17 protein-coding genes and 1 other annotated feature are annotated in these 18,830 nt (G+C 68.3%); of the genes, 6 read left to right on the forward strand and 11 right to left on the reverse strand.

Annotation, left to right across the window (positions count from 1 at the left end):
- Nucleotides 1-38 precede the first annotated feature (38 nt).
- The gene (locus EUA94_RS13265; protein ID WP_165356885.1) at nucleotides 39-1,310 is read right to left on the reverse strand and encodes a DUF2786 domain-containing protein; all 1,272 of its coding nucleotides are present in this window, start codon (nucleotides 1,308-1,310) and stop codon (nucleotides 39-41) included.
- A gap of 232 nt (nucleotides 1,311-1,542) precedes the next feature.
- On the opposite strand from EUA94_RS13265, the gene EUA94_RS13270 reads away from it, so the two are divergent.
- Nucleotides 1,543-2,019 (forward strand): hypothetical protein, encoded by a 477-nt coding sequence (locus EUA94_RS13270; protein WP_129427360.1) that lies wholly within the window; start codon nucleotides 1,543-1,545, stop codon nucleotides 2,017-2,019.
- A 79-nt stretch (nucleotides 2,020-2,098) separates the two neighbouring features.
- Here the strand turns inward: EUA94_RS13270 and EUA94_RS13275 are convergent, their stop codons facing one another.
- The 3 genes from EUA94_RS13275 to EUA94_RS13285 all read right to left on the reverse strand — a co-directional run bounded on the left by EUA94_RS13275 (nucleotide 2,099) and on the right by EUA94_RS13285 (nucleotide 5,574).
- The gene (locus EUA94_RS13275) at nucleotides 2,099-3,745 is read right to left on the reverse strand and encodes a nuclease-related domain-containing DEAD/DEAH box helicase (protein WP_129427361.1); all 1,647 of its coding nucleotides are present in this window, start codon (nucleotides 3,743-3,745) and stop codon (nucleotides 2,099-2,101) included.
- Between the two features lie 46 nt (nucleotides 3,746-3,791).
- Nucleotides 3,792-4,955: a T3SS (YopN, CesT) and YbjN peptide-binding chaperone 1 gene (locus EUA94_RS13280; protein WP_129427362.1), complete on the reverse strand. Its 1,164-nt coding sequence runs from the start codon at nucleotides 4,953-4,955 to the stop codon at nucleotides 3,792-3,794.
- Nucleotides 4,956-5,061: 106 nt separating this feature from the next.
- The gene (locus EUA94_RS13285; protein WP_129427363.1) at nucleotides 5,062-5,574 is read right to left on the reverse strand and encodes a hypothetical protein; all 513 of its coding nucleotides are present in this window, start codon (nucleotides 5,572-5,574) and stop codon (nucleotides 5,062-5,064) included.
- Between the two features lie 133 nt (nucleotides 5,575-5,707).
- Here EUA94_RS13285 and EUA94_RS13290 point away from each other — a divergent pair, with 133 nt between their 5' ends.
- A complete protein-coding gene (locus EUA94_RS13290) occupies nucleotides 5,708-6,355 on the forward strand; it encodes an endonuclease/exonuclease/phosphatase family protein (protein WP_129427364.1) in 648 nt (215 codons plus the stop codon).
- A gap of 35 nt (nucleotides 6,356-6,390) precedes the next feature.
- The gene (locus EUA94_RS13295; RefSeq protein ID WP_129427365.1) at nucleotides 6,391-6,579 is read left to right on the forward strand and encodes a hypothetical protein; all 189 of its coding nucleotides are present in this window, start codon (nucleotides 6,391-6,393) and stop codon (nucleotides 6,577-6,579) included.
- A 25-nt stretch (nucleotides 6,580-6,604) separates the two neighbouring features.
- Here EUA94_RS13295 and brig1 read toward each other — a convergent pair whose 3' ends face one another.
- The 3 genes from brig1 to EUA94_RS13310 are packed head-to-tail and all read right to left on the reverse strand — an operon-like array spanning nucleotide 6,605 to nucleotide 9,797.
- A complete protein-coding gene (gene brig1 / locus EUA94_RS13300; protein ID WP_129427366.1) occupies nucleotides 6,605-7,405 on the reverse strand; it encodes an anti-phage DNA glycosylase Brig1 in 801 nt (266 codons plus the stop codon).
- Nucleotides 7,402-8,898 carry an ADP-ribosylglycohydrolase family protein gene (locus EUA94_RS13305; RefSeq protein ID WP_129427367.1) on the reverse strand — a complete coding sequence of 499 codons (1,497 nt, stop codon included), beginning with the start codon at nucleotides 8,896-8,898 and terminating at the stop codon, nucleotides 7,402-7,404. Before EUA94_RS13305 ends, brig1 begins: the two co-directional genes overlap by 4 nt.
- Nucleotides 8,898-9,797 carry a TY-Chap domain-containing protein gene (locus EUA94_RS13310; protein WP_422879900.1) on the reverse strand — a complete coding sequence of 300 codons (900 nt, stop codon included), beginning with the start codon at nucleotides 9,795-9,797 and terminating at the stop codon, nucleotides 8,898-8,900. Before EUA94_RS13310 ends, EUA94_RS13305 begins: the two co-directional genes overlap by 1 nt.
- Nucleotides 9,798-10,076: 279 nt before the next feature.
- Between EUA94_RS13310 and EUA94_RS13315 the strand changes: the two genes are divergently transcribed.
- Nucleotides 10,077-10,598 carry an NrtR DNA-binding winged helix domain-containing protein gene (locus EUA94_RS13315; protein ID WP_207210536.1) on the forward strand — a complete coding sequence of 174 codons (522 nt, stop codon included), beginning with the start codon at nucleotides 10,077-10,079 and terminating at the stop codon, nucleotides 10,596-10,598.
- 1 nt (nucleotide 10,599) lies between these two features.
- On the opposite strand, the gene EUA94_RS13320 is transcribed toward EUA94_RS13315, so the two are convergent.
- The 4 genes from EUA94_RS13320 to nrdR form a co-directional block, all read right to left on the reverse strand.
- Entirely contained in the window at nucleotides 10,600-11,607 is a 1,008-nt protein-coding gene (locus EUA94_RS13320; protein ID WP_129427370.1) for an SIR2 family protein, read from the reverse strand.
- A 49-nt stretch (nucleotides 11,608-11,656) separates the two neighbouring features.
- A protein-coding gene (locus EUA94_RS13325) for an IS3 family transposase (RefSeq protein ID WP_129427371.1) occupies nucleotides 11,657-12,924 on the reverse strand; the annotation gives its coding sequence in 2 pieces (ribosomal slippage) (nucleotides 11,657-12,621 and nucleotides 12,621-12,924; 1,269 coding nt in all).
- Nucleotides 12,491-12,625 (reverse strand) — a sequence feature (AL1L pseudoknot). It overlaps the preceding gene by 135 nt.
- Before the next feature lie 258 nt (nucleotides 12,925-13,182).
- On the reverse strand, nucleotides 13,183-16,065 hold the full coding sequence (locus EUA94_RS13330) for a vitamin B12-dependent ribonucleotide reductase (protein WP_129427372.1): 2,883 nt from the start codon (nucleotides 16,063-16,065) through the stop codon (nucleotides 13,183-13,185).
- A gap of 108 nt (nucleotides 16,066-16,173) precedes the next feature.
- The gene (gene nrdR / locus EUA94_RS13335) at nucleotides 16,174-16,650 is read right to left on the reverse strand and encodes a transcriptional regulator NrdR (protein WP_129427373.1); all 477 of its coding nucleotides are present in this window, start codon (nucleotides 16,648-16,650) and stop codon (nucleotides 16,174-16,176) included.
- Between the two features lie 339 nt (nucleotides 16,651-16,989).
- On the opposite strand from nrdR, the gene EUA94_RS13340 reads away from it, so the two are divergent.
- Together EUA94_RS13340 and EUA94_RS13345 are read left to right on the forward strand one after the other, a co-directional pair.
- On the forward strand, nucleotides 16,990-17,346 hold the full coding sequence (locus EUA94_RS13340; RefSeq protein WP_129427374.1) for a hypothetical protein: 357 nt from the start codon (nucleotides 16,990-16,992) through the stop codon (nucleotides 17,344-17,346).
- A 25-nt stretch (nucleotides 17,347-17,371) separates the two neighbouring features.
- Nucleotides 17,372-18,760, forward strand: coding sequence for a serine hydrolase domain-containing protein (locus EUA94_RS13345; RefSeq protein WP_207210537.1), 1,389 nt, complete (start codon nucleotides 17,372-17,374; stop codon nucleotides 18,758-18,760).
- Nucleotides 18,761-18,830: the final 70 nt, after the last annotated feature.

Genomic DNA, 18,830 nt, shown 5'->3' on the forward strand with positions numbered 1-18,830 from the left:
TTTGATCATACTCCGGCATGTGCGCCGGCTGATCGCGCTCACGCAGTCCGCCCCGCCTGGTCGAGGCGCGCGCTGACGTCGATCGCCGCGAGGTCGGCGGCGGCCAGTCCTGCGATCCACCCGTCGCCGTTGCTCACGCTCGCGGACCGTCCGATCGTGTGCGGAACCATGCGGTCGAACGCGTCAGTCACCTTCGCCTCCTGAGATCGGAGCACCGGGAGCAGGTCGGCGCCGGCAGCTCGCGCGGCAGTCGCGTTGACGGCGGCCAGCCGCTCGCCGATACGAGTGGCGTACGCGGTGAGGAACGACTGACGGAAGGACTTGGTTCTCGTCACTCCCGACGCCGCCGTACGGCGCCCGTGGCGCAGCATTGCGGCATCCGCCTGCACGAGCAGGGACGTCACGAGGAGCTCGACCGCGTCGAGGTCGGCAGCCGCGCCCACGACCACGGTGAACCCGAGTCGTTCGGCACTCGCGGCACGGCACCGGTTGGCCGAAGCAACGGCCGAGACGAGGAGGGTCTTGGCCCGCACGTAGGGCGCATCCAGCCACACGCGCCGGACCGCAAGATCGCTGCTGTCGCGTTCCGACCCGCCGTCCAGCAACCTGTCCAGCGCGTAACGGGAGATCAGCTCCTGCGCCTTCGCCGAGAGCGCCTCGGCCTCCTCGTCGTACTCCGTCGACTCCGCCTTGGCCAGCAACGCCCTGACTCGCGCGAGCTTGGGGTGCTCGGGGCCAGGCGCCGCCGCAGTCGAGGCGATCGCATCGGTCAGCAGTGGTACGCCGCGCAGCAGGGCCACCAACCCCAGCAGCGACGACACCTCACCGTGGGCACCGATGTTCAGCGCGGGTTCGCAACCCATCAGGTCGATGGCGTCGCGCCACGTCTGTCCACGCCGGCGGCTCCCCTCCTGCTCACGCAGCGCGGCCGCGAGCGTCGGGAGGTGGGCCGCGCCCAGGTTGCGCCTCACCAGCTCGGAGAGGTCTCCTGGGGACCACCCACCCGCTGCGACGCCCTCGATCACCGCGCTCATGAGGTCGTGGAGGACGATCGACAACACGTGCTCCGGGTACGGCTTCGTCCTCGCGAGGAGCAGCTCCGCGACCTGCACCAGATGTGCCTCCGTCAGCTTCTTCAGCCTGAGCACCCGCACCGCCGTGCGCACTCGCTGCTCGACCGATGCGTACGCCGCGTCGGCGTCCCAGCTCTCGCCAGCCGCCGGACGCTCCTCGGGCCGTTGACTCGCCCGTTGCGCCCGCTCCTGCTTGCGCTGCTTCGCCGCCCTGCGCTTCCTGTTGTTGACACCCATTCCGTCTCCCCTCGTGGTCCGCACGACGCTACGAGGGGACACCGACAGGGAGCACCTCGTCATCCACAGGCACGAGGCGACCTACCCGTCAGGATCTGCCGTTCCGCGACGTAGTGCGCGAGCGACTGATCCGGCGGAACCAGCAGTTCCGGAAGTCCCACGTCGACGCTCGTGGGTGGGTCGAGGAAGTTGAGCTGGACCGCAACCGATCGCCGCAGCACTGCGTCTCCTGATGCACACGCTTCTCACCGAGAAGCACGACCAAGGAGAACGTATGACGACCACATCTCGGGAATCTCTCGTTGCGCGCGTTGCCCTCGGCATCGCGGTCGGCTCACTGATGGTGGCGGGTGTGGCCTCGCCGGCCCACGCAGCCACAACGTCTCGAACGGCATCTTGCTCAATCGGCGGGTTCACGGGCTACATGCGGGTGACCTTCGACGCTCCCAACTTCTTCAGCACCACGGTGCGCCGAGTCGAGTACCGGATCAACAAGGGCACCAACTCAGGTGGCAACAACGCAGACGTGTCATGGCTGGACTACGGCGTGGCGCCGACGCTGGAAGCAACCACGACGACCGCCATCCAGGACAACGCGTGGCACACCCTGCGGGAGACGGACTACGGGCGCGGATCCGGTGGGATCGGGACCCTGATGATCTTCGACAAGAGTGGGGCATCCGACCCGCGCTGCTCTCCGCAGTTCTGACGGGTCATGTCGTGCGGCCAGGGTGCCACCCTCCACGTGGCGCCCGGCCGCGCGATTGGCCCGACGGCGCAGGCTCCGCTCAGAGCCCCAGCCGGCGCGCGACGTCGTCGCCCGCCACCCGCCGTACGGCCTCCGGATCTCCCACCACCACCAGCTCGTCGGTGGCGCGGGACATGCCGACGTAGAGCCGCTCGCGCGCGCGATCGCGGGCGCCGTCCTCGTTGAGGCAGAGCACGACGGCACGCCGCTCGAGCCCCTTGCACCCGAGGACGTGGCCGTAGAAGACGTCGTCGTCCCAGTAGGTGCGCCAGTAGCCGTCCTGGTCGTGGAAGTCGGTGCGCTCGACCTGGATCGGGTGCCGGTGCCCGGTGGTGAGGAGCGCGACGTGGCACGGGTCCCAGCCGGCGTCGAGCAGGCGGTCGACCTCGTCGTCGGCGACGTCGAGGGGATCGTTCCCGCCCACGTCGACGAACCGGACTGACGGACCGTCCCCACCGTGGGAGTACATCCGGCTCGGAGCGAGCGGACCGAAGGACTCGTGGATCTGCTTGGTGTTGCGCAGGTTGTGGTCGAGCACGAGCGGGACGAGCGCGACCGGCGGGCGGCCGAACCGCGCGAAGATCCGCTGGTTCTCGTCGGAGTAGACGAACAGTCCGCCCTCCTCCTCGTCGCGCAGCGCGCGCAGCACGGGCGTCCACCAGGAGTCGGCAAAGTCCTGCGCCTCGTCGACGACCACCGCGTCGTACTTGCTGCCGTCAGGGAGGTCCGCCGCGAGCTCGGCCATCTCGGCCGGCAGCCGTTCCTCCCAGAACTCGCTGTCGGTGCGATCCCCCTCGGCCGCGCCCCACTGCTGGCCGAAGGCGTGGAAGGTGCCGACGAACGCGGGTCGGTGCCGCCGGTCCCACGTGGCAACCTGACGTCGGAGGTGCTCCGCGAGCCCGATGGAGTAGCAGAGCAACGCCACCCGCTGGGGCTTGCGATCCTGCCCGCCGCGGGTCAGCTCCTTGGCCTGCTGGAGCGCCAGGACGGTCTTGCCGCTCCCGGCACCGCCGCGGACCTCGACCCGGTTGAGCAGGCGGGTGACCTTGAGGATCGTGGCCTGCTCGAGGGTCAGGCGGTCGGCGACGCCCGCTCGCTCCTCTGCCTCGGCGCGGATGTCGTACGTGGTGGGCAGCCGGCCGGTCAGGATCTCGGCGATCTCGTGCACCTCGTCGAGCGTCGCCACCCGCTGGCCGTGCGTCATCCGCTGTGCGTTCTGGCGGAGTCGTCCGACCAGGTGGTCCTGGTCGCCCTTGTCGTGGAGCGCCCAGCGCGGCAGGTCGGGCAGCGCGAAGTCATGGTCGAACTCGGAGTAGGGCGTCACCACGGCGTGCGCCCACGCGACGCGCGTACGACTCCCCCATCGCTGGTCAGCCTCCGCGTAGGTGCGGAGGGCGTACTTCCCGTCGCGCGCCTGGTCGACCGGGTGGATCGTGGCCTCCCGGCCGCGGCGCATGATCCGCCAGCCGCCGTCCCACCAGACGCTGCCGCCCTTGACCTCCACTACGACGATGCCGATGTCGGGCATGAGGACGACGAGGTCCGCCTCGTGGTCCTTCTTCTCGTCGGTGAGCCGAAGGTTGGCGATGAGCACGTCGTCGTCGCCGAGACTGTCGCGCAGCCGCTCCCACACCGTCCGCTCGGAGTCCGTGGTGAAGGTCGGGCTCTCCGGGATCAGGCGCGGCATGCGCCCACCCCATCACCGAGCGCGGCGTCCCGTCTGCCGAACGCGGTCACCGGCTCGTCCCCGCCTCGTCCTCGTCGAACAGCGCCAGCTGGTCGGCCTGCACCTTGCGGACCGGCGCGTCCACGATCAGCCGGAGACCGGCACGCATCCGCACGGCGAGGTCGCGCAGGTAGTCGTGCCGCGCCCTCGCCAGCTTCTCCTGGGTGCGCCGACCCTCGTCGCGCGCACTGCGAGCCTTGGTCCGCATGTCACGACGGCGTCGCTCGGTGATGCGGATCGCCTTGAGCAGCAGGCCGGTGTCGTTGCCGAAGATGCGCGCCATCGCAGCCGGACCGACCGAGCCCCGCTGCTCGCGCTCCAGCTCTGCCATCACGGCGTACGCCGTGGCGAACCGACCGCTCGACCGGTCCCTGGACCGCGACTCGGCGCCCGTACGGACACGCTCGGCGAGGTCCCGTCCCCAGCCGTCGACCTGCGACAGCAGCCGCTGGATCTCACCCTGGACTGCGAGAGGCAGCGCGACGCCGAGCCCCAACTCGCGGGTGACGCTGATCCGGCGCTCGTGGAGCGTGAAAGTCAGTCCCCACTCCGCGCGGTTGAGCCGGTTGATCTCGACCAGCGCGGACTCCGTGTCATCGACATCGTCGAGCAGCATGCAGGACAGCAGCACGCGCGGCGCGTGGCCGTTGACCGACGCCCAGACCACGTGCGCCTCAGTGGGCAGGCCGAGGTCTCCGTCGTCGTCCCACTGCGGCGCGTCGTCGTAGACGTCGGCGACGGCCAGGTCGATGACGGCGCGTACGTCGTCGACCGAGGACGGCTGGGTCGCCTCGGTGAGGTCGATCTCCTGCTGCGGCGCGGGCTCTCCGAGCGCCTGAGGCTCGAGGCCGTCGGCGTGGAGGTAGATCGGGTGGAGGACGCCGTACGTCGCGCGGAGCGCCTCGACCACCATCACCGCGGCTCGGTCCACCTCACGTGGCTCGAGCTTGACGGTCAGATCGTGGTCGCCGTTGGCGAGCACCTGCACCCAGAGAATGCCGCCGGTCAGCGTCACCTCGCACCACGGCGCGGCCATCTCGTCCGGGTCGGTGTCGATCACGACGCTGTCGTCGATCTCGAGCATCGCCAGCCGGTCCGCCAGCCGCTGGCGGAACTCCCGCCACGCCGTCTCCACCGTGTCGTCCCACCGACGCTCCAGCTCATCGTTCATCGCCTCGACCCCACTTCCGGATCGCCCCCGCGATCCCCACAGATCTGACTCTAGAGAAGCCCACCGACAGTTGATCCGACCAGCGATCGGTACCCACCGACGGGGATCAGTCCCAGAGATCGACGAGGTTGTCGGCCACCCAACGCAGGGCGGTGCGAGCCTCGGCAACCCGATCGGCGTCGTCCGGGTCGTACGCGAGGAGCGCCTCGCCGGCGCCACGAACCTGCGTGCGCCACGCGTCGTACTCCAGCTCGGGCGGGTGGTTCCTGATCTCATCCACCTGAGCCGCCAGCATCGCGCCCAGCCGCCGGCAGAGGTACGCGTCGAGGTTCCAAAGGTCGGCGTCTGTCCAGCCGCGGACACGCCGCTGGCGACGTGAGCGGCGCTGGGCGAGGCGCTCCTCCATCACCCACTTCGGCGCCCGCGCGAGGCGACGCAGACGTACGGCCGGACGACGAGCCTCCGCCTCGAGCTGCTCGAGCGTCTTCGTCGGCCCGAGATTCTCAAGTGTCCACTGCGACGGATCGATGCCCGAGAGGTCGACCGACGTACGCAGGTGCAGAACCTTCGCACGCCGCACGGGTGCGTGACTCGCGTTGGCATCCTCGGACTCGTGCACGGTTCACCCCATCTCGTCAACTATTCCGCCTCGACATGGGCAATCTAGGCAGACCCACCGACAACTAGACCGCTCGGCAAGATCAGCCATGTCCACAGACGATCCTGGAGATCCGTCCGAGAGGATGACCGTCGTGCGCACTGGGACATGGAACCTCGCCGGCCGCTGGTCCGATGCCCACCTCGAGCTGATGATCCGGGCTGACTGCGACGTGTGGCTGCTGACCGAGGTCAATCTGCGCACCGAGCTCCCCGGCCACGACCTTCATCTTGGCGTGAAGGAGATGGCGCCGAAGCGCCGCTGGGCCGGAATTGCGACTCGCCTATCGATGACCCCCGCGGCCGACCCGCACGGTGCGAGCGCACTCGCCCGCATCGGCGGGACGACGTACGTCAGCTCGATCCTGCCGTGGAAGGGGTGCGGTTCCGCGAAGCCATGGGTGGGCGAGCGGCACGTCGACAAGACGGAGAACGCCGTGGCCGAGCTCGTGGAGAACCTTCGCAGCGTCGAATCGCTCGTGTGGGGAGGCGACTGGAACAACGCACTGACGGGTCGCGAATACGCCGGCTCCATCGGCGGGCGCCGAGCGATTCTCAGTGCCGTGGACGAGCTCAGGCTCGAGGTGCCGACTACCGGGCTACCGCACGCGATCCCGGAGCTTCTCACCATCGACCACATCGCCGTGCCCCGCGCCCAAGAGGCGTCAGCGGCGCGGTTCGTCGCGGAGCACGACGGCAACCGGCTGTCCGACCACGACGTGTACGTCGTCGAAGCGAACTGAGGGGCATCGCCCGGTTCGACGAGCCCGACGCGGCGATGGCAGTAGTCCTGGGTCGCCGCGACGACGCGAGCGCGCGACGAGTGGTCGAGAGATTCGGAAAGCTGGAGCTACCCGTCAGAACCGACTACTGGTCTCACGACCAGTTCTTCGACGCCGCATCGCAGGTCGACGCGCTCGCTGGGTGGGCGGCCGACCTCCGGCGGCGCTACACGCTGCCGGAGTGACGCACCAGCGACCGGCACCCGAGCCTCAGCGCTGTCGTATCTCGTCGACGAGCTGCTTCAGTAGAACGGTCCGACCCGGTCCGGGCGGTGCTGCGGACCCCTGCTGACTACTTGCCACGACGAACTGGCCGGAGTCGAGGCGGAACAGGCTGACTCGCCAGTGATTCATGTTCGAGCCAGGCACGGGCTCCGTGTCCGGCCCCCACGTCCCGACCTCGTCCAGCCCGAGGGAACGGCAGACGTCGAGCCACACCCGGCCGAACGCGAAGACCTCATCGACAGCGGTTTCCTCGACCGGATCCCACACGTACTCCTTGATCAGGTCGAGCGGCGGGCTCATCGCGCCCACTATGCGGTTGCTGTGCCACGGGTACAGCTCGAGGTTCAGCAGGTCGCTCACACCCGCAGCTTCGTCGCCGAGCCACCTGCGCTCGAACCGAACAATGTTGCGCCAGTACGTGCTCTCCTTGCCGTGCATCGACCTCCACGTCACCGGATCCTCGGCCGGGCTTCTCTCGAAGCACCGGCTGTACCCGCTCTCGCGAATTCGCCGCGTCCACACGCCGTCATTCCCCTGGAGGTCGTCGTAACCGATGCCCGGGTTGAGTCCGAGGAACACAAGTCGAGGTTCTGACCTCAGACCGCGAAGGTCCCCGATGTACGGATCCGGGTAGTGGTCGAGGTCTACCGCGCCAGCACCCTTACCGGAGTAGCCCGCGTGCCATCGATCCAGAGGCCTGACCAGGTGCGAGGTCCCTGGACGCCACTCGGCCAACACCTCGTCCCAGAAGTCAGCGACCCTGTGGCGCGCCTCGTGTGCAGTCATGCCTGGCCTCCCGTCGTCGTGCCGCTCTCATCGATCCTGTCAGGCCCCAGCCGTTCGAGCCGAACAAGTGCGTCGACCAGGAAGCGCCGAGGTCTCGCTGCCGGAAGCGCATCGACCACCGCCGACAAGGACTCCGCGAGCGGGTGCCCGGCGAGCACCGCTACCCGTGCTGCAACGACCGGCGTACGGCTCTGCCCCGTGACGCAGTGGAGAAAGACCGCCCTCCCCTCGTCCCGCAGGCGCAGCACAGTGCGGGCCACGTCGTCGATCGCGAACTCGATGTTCGGATTGTCCTCAGGTGTCGTGTCGAGGATGCGTGCGGCAAGACGCACCGCCGCAGCAGCTGGCTGGGCGGTCCCGACGCGGCACAGGCTCACCACCGCGTCGATCTCCTCCGGGAGCCGATCCAGCGCACCAGAGTCACCGATCCAGACGCCGGACACTAGCGGGTGCGACACGCACGTGCCTGCGACGTCCCAGTCCGAGTAGTACACCCAGTCGGTGGACGGCCATCCAGCATTGTCGGGTTGCCCACCACGCACCGTGAGGGTCGCCATCGCAATCAGGTCAACCCCGCTGCGTGCACCCCACCCGTGGAGCCTCTCCTGCCACTCGAGGGGTACGGCGCTGGCTCCCCACCGCGCACCCAGCAACGCTCCGGCGATCGCCGCAACCGTGTCCGTGTCGTGCCCGATCCCGATCGCGGTGGCGAGCGAGCACTGGAGGTGCCGGCACGGCATCACCTTCGGGATCTCGGTGTGGGCAATGGCCGACCACGCTGCCTGGAGGGCACCGACGACCCATCCGTTCTGGGTGAAGGTGCTTGGCGGCTTGGTCTCGGCGTCGGTCAGAATCGCCTGCCAGTCCGTGCCAGTGCTTCCAAGAAGCGGTACGACCTCGTCGGGCGTCGGCAGCTCGCCGTGAAGAACGGTGTGGCGGATCATCAGGCACCACAGCGCAGCACCCTCGCCGGCGACCGGGTCATGGTGGGTCAGCGCGCTGATGGCCATGGCGGCCTCGACCAGCGCGCCCGGGTCGTCGAGGTGGGCCAGGGCGACAGGAGCGGTTCGCATCAGCGAGCCGTTGCCGGCAGACCGACCTCCGTTCTGCTCATGCACCTCGGCCGCCGCGGCTGCCATGCGCGCCGCGTTTGCGGGAGCCCCCGCTCGGCGCAGCACGGCAGCGGTCTGCACGCCGACGTCCGGCGGAAACCCCGCGAACCACGCCCCGAACCCGTCAGCGATCGCGTCGAGCGCCTCGGTTGTGCGCAGGTCAGCGCCGGTTGCGGCCACTCGTGCGATGGCGACCGCCTGTGCGGTGTCGTCGGTCCACTCTCCCGGCTCGAAGCCCCCGAGGCCGCCACCGATCATCTCGGGCCAGGCGGTGTACGTCGCCGATCCGAACTCGTACCCGGCGCCCAGCGCGTCGCCGACGGCGGATGCCAGCAGGGCACCGCAGGCGCGGTCCACCTGAGCTGGAGTGAGGTGGAGCATCATCCGACCGTCCCGCCGACTCGGAACGCCAGGTCGTCCCGTGTCTTCGTCATCGCGTCGAGGAAGACGTCGACCATCGTCGACAGGTGCGCCGGAGCGAAGGGCAGAGCGGGGATCGGCAACCGCATCCACACCGCGCGGTCGTGCAGCACCCACTGTGTCCACATGTGCCTCCGGTTGAGCACGGTGATGTCGGCTGCCGTGGCGCGCCGCGAGTGCACTCCGCGCGTCACCCGGGCCAGGATCTCAACGGCCGGCTGGTCGTTGCGCACGCGCACCCACACCGGCTGGTCGAGGTGGGTGAGCACGAAGTGGCCGCCGCGGACCTCGAACGGCGGCAGCTCACCCAGGTGGTCTCGCAGGGTCGCGCCGACCATCTCGATCAGCTCGTGCCGACCGCTCGGCTGGAGGATCGGTTGCTTCGCGGCAGGCACCTCTTCGACCGGCACGTCCTCCGTCGCGCTCAACCCCACCTCTCGGGCCCCGTCGGCGTTCGGCCCGAACGCGTCGTACGTCAACAGTTGAGGGTGTCCGATCTTCAGCACGTCGCGCAGCGCGCCGATCGCCATCACGGCTGCGACGCCGGCAAGCGTGATCGCGCACTCGATGAACCAGTTCGGGTTCTCGTCGTCGTTACCCTGCCAGCCCACCGCGCGCAGCATCTCGCTGTCATCGAGGTCCAGCGCGTACATCGGAGCAAGGAAGGCATTGCCGCTGACCTCGGCGCGAAGCGCCGTGCCGCTGCCGAACCCGGCGAACTGGACGTACGGCGTGCATCCGTCGCCGTGCCCTGTGGGCATCTCAAAGATCAGGTGGTCCTCTTCGCTGGTCATCCGGGCCAACTGGATGGCCAACTGCCTGCGGAGAACCTGCCATGCCTCGTCCAGGTCGGGCGCCAACTCCGTCTGTTGGCGGACCCTCCGCGGCGATTGTCGTCTTCCATCACTGCCCCTTTTAGCCTGCCGTCATCTCTATAGCGCACGATAGCACGCGATCCGCGCTAATGTGACGGCGTGGCAGATCTCAATTCATTCCCGCGTCCTGGCGTGACAGTGGATGTCGCCGTCCTGACCGTCACCAGTGCTTCCGATGCCCCAGTGCTGAAGCTGCTGGTTCAGGACCGCGAGGACCCCGCTGGGCGTGGGCTCCCTGGCGGATTCATTCGGGAGCGGTGGACCGTGGCGCGCACCGTGGACGACGTACTCAGCCGTAAGGCCGGGATCGAGCCGTCGGACCTCGTACGTCCCCGGCTGCTGCGACTCTTCGACGACCCCGATCGCGATGACCGCACCTGGGCGATCTCGGCAGCCCACTCGCTCTCGCTGCCTGAGCTCGACCTCGCCGACACCCTCGGCGACCTGGTGACCGTGAGTGCCGACGGGCAGCTCGAGGGTGAGGGCCCACTGCTCTTCGACCACGACCAGATCGTCGAGGCCGCTGTCGACGCACTGCGCTCGCGCTACGAGATTCGATACCGCTACGTCGACATCCACCCCGACCCCGACAGCTTTCTCCCGGAACCCTTCACCCTTCACCAGCTGAGGAAGGTCCACGAGGCCGTTGTCGGTGCCGAGTTGCACAAGGACAACTTCGCGCGCCGAATGAAGGAGTACGTAGAGCCGCTGACCCGAGACGGGGAGGTGGTTCTCTCAGATGGGCTACGCGGGCGGCCCGCGACGCTCTATTGCAGACGCCGCTGATTCACGATCGGCGCCGGCGCCGGCGCTCCTCCGCGGGGATGTACGTCGACGCGGCCCCCAGGTCCTCCAATGTCGCACGGAGACCGCTCCACGTCTGCGAGCCCGCTGGAAGCTTCGAGTAGAGGCGACGAGCGGCCTCGGCCACCCGCTCTTCATCTGCGGTCAACAGGTCCTTGAATCGTCGGTCCAGCAGCCACGCCTGGTTCGAGCTCGCATGGGCTGACACACAATCGAGGAATATCTCGAGCGTCCTCGCGCGAGCCACGACGTCGTCGCCGGACAGCGTCAGCCAATCCAGCTGACCAGCCCAGAGCTCCTTGCGCAGGCTGTGACCGTCGAGGTCAAGCAGGGTGCCAAACGTGCCGTGCAGCTTGTACTCCTCACGATACGTCTGGACCTCGTGCGCAAGCCTGACGACGTTGTCGTCGTTGAGCGACACGCCCACCACGAGAAGGTGGCGCGTCATCAAGAGTGATTGAAGCAGCGCACCAGCTGGACGGGTCAGTGCGTCGAACCGCACGAAATGGCGCCGAGTGAGAACGATGCGCTCGGGATTCTCGACGTCTCCGTGCAGCTTGAGGATCCAAGGTCTATCGGGAAGCACGTTCTCGTAAGGAAGGACCGCGGCGGGGAGCTCGTCGACTGCTGCGACGGCACGCTCGTACAACCGGTCGTAGTTCGTCGTCACGACCTCCTTCGCTCCCAGACTTGAGAGCAGTGCATGCGCAAGGCTGGGGCGCTTGGCACGTGAGACGATCTCGGCAACCTGCGTCCCCAGCTCGCCGTCCCTCGAGCGCATCTCGAGAAGCTGCGCCTGGTCGAGCGCTGACAGTCCCGACCCGTCCCCCACGAGCCGGCCATCGGAGAGCTCGTCGAGCAGCTCGCTCCATCTCGGCAGCCCGGCGGGGATACTCACTCCTGCGCCGAGGAAGAGCGCAAGCTGCCCGCCCTTCGCGAGGCCGCCGATTCGCTGAGCCTCGTCAAGCTCATGACGACCGAGGTGCCACACAGTCTGGTTCTGATCCTTTGAATCGCCCTGGGTCTGATGGAGGCTCGAGCTATTGGATTCCGACCAGGAGTTGGTCGGTCCGTTTCGTAGCGTAGAACGACTGCTCGAACTCTGCTGGTGGGACGTCAGCCAGGTAGCCGTGCAGGCGGTCGTGGTTGTGCCAGTGGACCCAGCTCAGGGTGGCGAGCTCAACGTCCTCGACGCTCTTCCACGGCCGTCCTTCGCGTGCGGGTCCGCGGATGAGCTCGGCCTTGTAGTAGCCGTTCACGGTCTCGGCGAGCGCGTTGTCGTACGAATCGCCCACGGTGCCGATCGAGGGCACTGCGCCGATCTCGGCCAGGCGCTCGCCGTAGCGGATCGAGGTGAACTGCGACCCGGCGTCGCTGTGACACCGCAGGCCGGTGAGCTGGGTACCGCGTGACCAGCGGGCCATCTCGATGGCGTCGAGGACCATCGTGGTCCGCATGTGGGATGCGACCCGCCAGCCCACGATCATCCGTGAGTGGGCGTCGATGATGAAGCACACGTAGGCCACACCGGCCCAGGTCGGCACGTAGGTCAGGTCGGTGACCCACAGCTGGTTCGGCTCGGTGGCGGTGAAGTCGCGGCCCACCAGGTCCGGGTGGCGCGGCATGTCCGGGTCCGGCTTGGTGGTGCGGACCCGCTTGGTGCGCCGCACACCCTCGATCCCCGCGGCGCGCATCAGCCGGGCGACCTGGTCCCGGCCGACGTCGTGGCCGGCTCGCCGGGCTGACTTCCAGACCTTGCGGGCACCGTAGACGCGGTAGTTGTCCTCCCATAGCTGCCGCACGATGGGCGTCATGACGTCATCGCGTCGGGCACGAGCCGACGGTTGGCGGTTCTTGAACTCGTAGTAGCTGCTCGGGGCCACCTGCAGCATGCTGCAGATGAGCTCGACCCCCAAACGCCGGCCCGCGACCACGTCGTCGCGGTTGGCGTCGATGAACGCGGCTACTTCTTGTGCTGGCGGTCGAGCTCCGCCCCGAAGAAACTCGCTGCCCGCTTCAAGATCTCGTTGGCTCTCTTGAGCTCTCGGACCTCCTGCTCGAGCTCCTTCAACCTTGCGGCGTCGCTCGTGCTGACCCCCGGCACGTGCCCCTCGTCGATGTCGGCCTGACGCACCCACGACCGCAGCGACTCGGTGCCGTACCCGAGCTGCGCCGCGACGCGGTTCACCGTGCCGTGCTCTGTCCCAAGCTCGGCACGCAGTGTCCTGACCATCCGCACCGCGGCGGTCTTCTCATCAGGGCTGTAGCGACGCGTGGTCGGCTTCCCCGGGGTGGTGTCCTTCGGCATGAGCCCATCCTCGTTTCCAAACGATGGAGACTCCAACCAACCCAGGGCGATTCACTGCCACACCTCGCGGGTGACTTCAACGACGGTTGCGGAGCCCCCGAGATGCTTCAACGCTTCCATCACGAGTGCCGGTAGATCTTGCTTGGTCAGCATGACCTGAGCTCATCACAAAACCCGTGTCCGCGCATTTGATTGGAGCGACGCATACGCACGAGGGCGGACCGCGTTGCGCGGCCCGCCCTCGACGTGCTCATCAGATCAGCTGCAGCCGCTGGTGCTCCCGCAGCCCTCGCACACGTAGCAGGACCCGGCCGGGCGCATCTTCGTGCCGCAGGTCATGCAGAGCGGAGAGTCGACGGCGGTGCCGGTGAGCTTCTCGAAGAGCTCGGCGGTGGTCTTGGCCTCGACGGGTGCCGGCTTGACCGACGCCGCGACGATGTCGGCCTCGACGACCTCCGCGACGACGACCGGGGAAGACTCCACCAGCTCGGCCGCCGAGCCGGTCTCCTCCACGAGGGGCTCGTACGAGCCGGTCTCGAGGTGGCGCTGGCGCTCCGAAGCGGAGTAGATGCCGAGCATCGAGCGGTCGTCGAAGGACAGGTAGTCCAGGGCGAGCCGGCGGAAGATGTAGTCCATGATCGACTGCGACATCCGCACGTCCGGGTCGTCGGTGAGGCCGGCGGGCTCGAAGCGCAGGTTGGTGAACTTCGAGACGTACGTCTCCAGCGGGACGCCGTACTGCAGGCCCACCGAGACCGCGATCGAGAAGGCGTCCATCACGCCGGCCAGGGTCGAGCCCTGCTTGCCGAGCTTGAGGAAGACCTCGCCGAGGGTGCCGTCGTCGTGGGCGCCGGAGGTCATGTAACCCTCGGCACCGCCGACGGTGAACGACGTGGTGCGAGCGGTGCGCGACTTCGGCAGGCGCTTGCGGACCGGGGCGTACACGACCTTCTCGACGACCTTGGCCTCGACTGCTGCATCGGCAGCATCGGCCGCGTCCTTCTTGGCCTTGCCGCCACCGTCGGACAGCGGCTGGCCGACCTTCGCGTTGTCGCGGTAGATCGCGGTCGCCTTGAGGCCGAGCTTCCAGGACTGCATGTAGACGTCCTCGACCTCCTCGACGGTGGCGCTCTCCGGAAGGTTGACCGTCTTCGAGATCGCACCCGACAGGAACGGCTGCGCGGCAGCCATCATCCGCACGTGGCCCATGGGCTTGAGCGAGCGGGCGCCCATCGCGGTGTCGAAGATCTCGTAGTGCTCGGTCTTGAGGCCGGGGGCGTCGACGACGTGGCCGTGCTCGCCGATGTAGGCGACGATCGCCTCGATCTGCTCCTCCTGGTAGCCCATCTTCTTCAGGGCCCGCGGGATCGTCTGGTTGACGATCTGCATGGAGCCGCCGCCGACGAGCTTCTTGAACTTCACCAGCGAGAAGTCGGGCTCGATGCCGGTCGTGTCGCAGTCCATCATGAAGCCGATGGTGCCGGTCGGCGCGAGCACCGAGGCCTGCGCGTTGCGGAAGCCGTTCTTCTCACCGGTCTTGATGACGTCGGCCCAGGCCTGCGTCGCGAGCTTGTGGACGCGGCCGTCCTCGGTGTGCACGAGTCGGACGACGTCGTTGGCCGCCTGGTGCTTGCGCATGACGCGCTTGTGGGCGTCGGCGTTGCGGGCGTAGCCGGCGTACGGGCCGACGATGCCGGCGAGCTCGGCGCTGCGCTTGTACGACGTACCGGTCATGAGCGACGTGAGCGCGGCAGCCATCGAGCGACCACCCTCGGAGTCGTACCCGAGGCCCATCGCCATCAGCAGCGCGCCGAGGTTGGCGTACCCGATGCCGAGCTGGCGGTAGTCGCGGGTGGTGTCGCCGATCGGCTCGGTCGGGAAGTCGGCGAAGCAGATCGAGATGTCCATCGCGGTGATGATGAACTCGACGGCCTTCGCGAAGAGGGCGGCGTCGAAGGTGTCGTCGTCCTTGAGGAACTTCAGCAGGTTGAGGCTGGCGAGGTTGCAGGACGAGTTGTCGAGCGACATGTACTCCGAGCACGGGTTGGACGCGGTGATGCGGCCGGTCTCGGGGTTGGTGTGCCAGTCGTTGATCGTGTCGTCGTACTGCAGGCCCGGGTCGGCGCACTCCCACGCGGCCTGGCTGATCTTGCGGAACAGGTCGCGGGCGTCGACGGTCTCGATGACCTCGCCGGTGCTGCGAGCCCGCAGGCCGAACTCGGCGCCGTCCTCGACAGCGCGCATGAACTCGTCGGTGACGCGGACGGAGTTGTTGGCGTTCTGGTACTGGACGGAGGTGATGTCGACGCCGCCGAGGTCCATGTCGAACCCGGCGTCGCGGAGGGCACGGATCTTGTCCTCCTCCTTCGCCTTGGTCATCACGAACTCCTCGATGTCCGGGTGGTCGACGTCGAGGACGACCATCTTGGCCGCGCGACGCGTGGCGCCACCCGACTTGATGGTGCCCGCGGACGCGTCGGCGCCGCGCATGAAGGAGACCGGACCCGACGCCGTACCGCCGCTGGAGAGCAGCTCCTTCGACGAGCGGATGCGGGAGAGGTTGAGGCCGGCACCGGAGCCGCCCTTGAAGATGAAGCCTTCTTCCTTGTACCAGTTCAGGATCGAGTCCATCGAGTCATCCACGCTCAGGATGAAGCAGGCAGAGACCTGCTGCGGCGAGGCGGTGCCGACGTTGAACCAGACGGGGCTGTTGAAGGAGAAGTACTGGTTGACGAGCAGCCAGGTCAGCTCGTGCTCGAAGACCTCGGCGTCGCCGTCGGTCGCGAAGTAGCCGTGGTCGATGCCGGCCTTGGTGTACGTCTTCACGACGCGGTCGATGAGCTGCTTGAGGCTCCACTCGCGGACGTCGGTGCCGACGGCGCCGCGGAAGTACTTGGTCGTGACGATGGTGGAGGCGTTGACGCTCCAGAAGTCGGGGTACTCGACACCGCGCTGCTCGAAGACGACCTCGCCGGTCTTCCAGTTCTGCTGCACGACGTCGCGACGCTCCCAGGTGATCGCGTCGTACGGGTGGGTGCCGGGAGTGCTGAAGACGCGCTCCATCGTCAGGCCCTTGCCCTTGCCCTTCGCCTTGCCTGCCTGTCCTGCAGAGTTGGGTCCGGTGCTCACCGTCTCGGTCATGCTGTGTCCTCTATCCCTGGTGGTTGCTCAAACTGGTGCGAGTCGTCTCGCGGATGTTGGTGAGCCCGGCAGACCGCTTCCCCACGATCTGCCGGGCCGTTTGTGGGGTCAGCCCGTCGTGGCGGGCTGATCGTGGGTGGCGCGTTCGAGGCGCAGCATCGCGATCTCGTTCTCGAAGTCGTCGGCCGACTCGAAGGCCCGGTAGACGGAGGCGAACCTGAGGTAGGCCACCTCGTCGAGCGCCCGCAGCGGGGCGAGGATCGCGAGGCCGACCTCGTTGGCCGCGAACTCGGCCGCGCCGCTGAGGCGCAGCGCGTCTTCGACGTCCTGGCCGAGGCACGCGAGCTGGGCGTCGGTGACCGGACGACCCTTGCAAGCCTTCCGTACGCCGGCGATCGCCTTGTCGCGGTTGAACGGCTCGGTGGCGCCGGAGCGCTTGAGCACGGTCAGCTGCATCTTCTCGACGGTCGTGAAACGGCGGTCGCACTCCGAGCACGTACGGCGGCGGCGGATCGAGCCACCGTCGTCGGCGACGCGGGAGTCGAGGACCTTGGTGTCCTCGTTCTTGCAGTAGGGACAGTGCATGGCAGCCTCTCCTCTCGGGTCGTCGTGCGGGCGCGCTCGACACCCCTGCGGTGGGGTGTGGATGAGCTGTGGATGACCGGCTCTGGGGTGTGGGCGAAGCCCGGTCCCTCTGTGAGTGAGCTGGGGATAACTACAGCGGTGTAAGTACTAGATGTAGTGGTAACCGTACGTCCCGACCACAACACTTGGCAAGAGAACGCCGGAGTTCTCCGCGGGAATTTGCGTCACCAGGTAAAACCGCAGGTCAGTGCGTCGCATTCCTCAATACGGCGGCGTGTCGGCATCTGGAAGTGGTCCAATCAGGTGCCCCACTCAGGCCACATGCGTCACACTGTCCCCGTGTCCACGGGGAAGAGAGCAGGCTCGCGCAGAGGCGCGCGCCCGCCCCGTCCGCTGAACAAGACCGCGCTCGTCATCGGCGCCGCGATCACGCTGTGCGTGGTGGCCTGGGGCTACCTCGTGTACGCCGCGATCGACTTCGGTACGGCCGCGCGCGAGGGCAGCTCGTCGGCCTGGACCTTCATGGCGCTGGCGTGTCTCGGCGCGATCGCGTGCCTGTTCGTGGGGCTCCTGCTGGTCGCCCGGCTGATGCGCGCGCTGGGGATCACGCCACCGCCGTCTCCCTCGCCAGACGTCTCGGACTCCCCCGCTCCGCCCGGACCGCGGCCACCCGGCGGCAAGCGCGCGGCCCGCTGACCCTCTGTCGCCTAGGGTCGCTGAGGTGCACCCGCTTTCCCGCGACACCCCCGCCGGCCAGGGCGTGGACCCCGCCGCCATCCTCGGCTTCCTCGACGCGGTGGACGCCGATCCAGCCGTCGAGCTCCACGGGCTGATGGTGCTGCGGCACGGCCGCGTCGTCGCGGAGGGCTGGTGGGCGCCGCACACTCCCGAACGCACCCGCCTCCTCTACTCGATCAGCAAGAGCTTCACCTCGACCGCCCTGGCGTTCGCCGTCGACGAGGGCCTGCTCGGGCTCGACGACACGGTGCTCGACCACTTCCCCGAGTACGCCGACGAGGACCTGTCCGCGTACACGCGGTCGACGACCCTGCGGCACCTCGCCTCGATGGCCAGCGGGCACGGCCGAGAGATGTGGCCCGAGTCGGTGGCGGCGGATCCGCAGGACCCGGTCCACGGCTTCCTGATCTCGGGCGCTCCCGACGCCGCTCCCGGCAGCGTGTTCGCGTACAGCCAGCCGTGCACCTACACGGTCGCGGCCGCGATCCAGCGCCGGACGGGGCAGCGACTGAGCGAGTACCTCCGGCCCCGGCTCTTCGACCCGCTCGGCATCGGCGAGGTGGGCTGGCGCTGCTTCCCGCCCGGCCGCGAGCAGGGGTTCAGCGGTCTGTTCGCCCGGCTCGAGGACGTCGCCAAGCTGGGCCAGCTCTACCTCCAGCGCGGCCGGTGGGGCGAGGTCCAGCTCATCCCCGCGGCGTACGTCGACGAGGCCACGTCGGCCCAGGTGCCCTCGCCGAACGAGGACAAGGTCGACTGGGCCCAGGGCTACGGCTACTGCTTCTGGATGGCGCGCCACGGCTACCGCGGCGACGGGGCCTTCGGCCAGTTCTGCATCGTGCTGCCGGAGCACGATGCGGTCATCGCGATCACGGCCGGCACCGAGGCGATGCAGGAGGTGGTCGACCACGTCTGGGAGCACCTCCTCCCGGGTCTGAGTGGCGGCTCGGTCGACGAGTCTGCTGACGGCGACCTCGCCGATCGGCTGCGTACGCTCGGCCTCCCGCCGTGCGCGGCCAACCCCGCGCCTCTCATCCCGCCAGGCGTGGCCGGCCCCGGCCTGGCAGCAGCCACCTTCACGGTCGACGCTCTCAGCATCACTGCTACTGAACCCGACAACGCGCTGACCTTCCCGGTCGGGCTCGGCGAGTGGGTGGTGTCCGAACCGCTCGACGCGTACGGCGACCCCGTCCCCGTCGCCACCTCGGGCGGCTGGGTCGATGAGGACACGCTCCGGGTGGAAGTCGTCTTCCTCGAGACGCCCCATCGCTTGGACGTCCAGTGCTCGCTCGCCGACGGCACCTCCCACGCGACGTGGCGTACCGCCCCGCTGGACGGCGGCAAGATCAAGACCCTGCACCGGCCGCGCAGCTAGGGCGTGTCTCTGAAGTCATGCCAGCCAGAGCATGATCGCGGCCAAGACGACGCCGCCTCGAAAGACCACT

The organism is Nocardioides zhouii, from assembly GCF_004137345.1.
Classification (GTDB): domain Bacteria; phylum Actinomycetota; class Actinomycetes; order Propionibacteriales; family Nocardioidaceae; genus Nocardioides; species Nocardioides zhouii.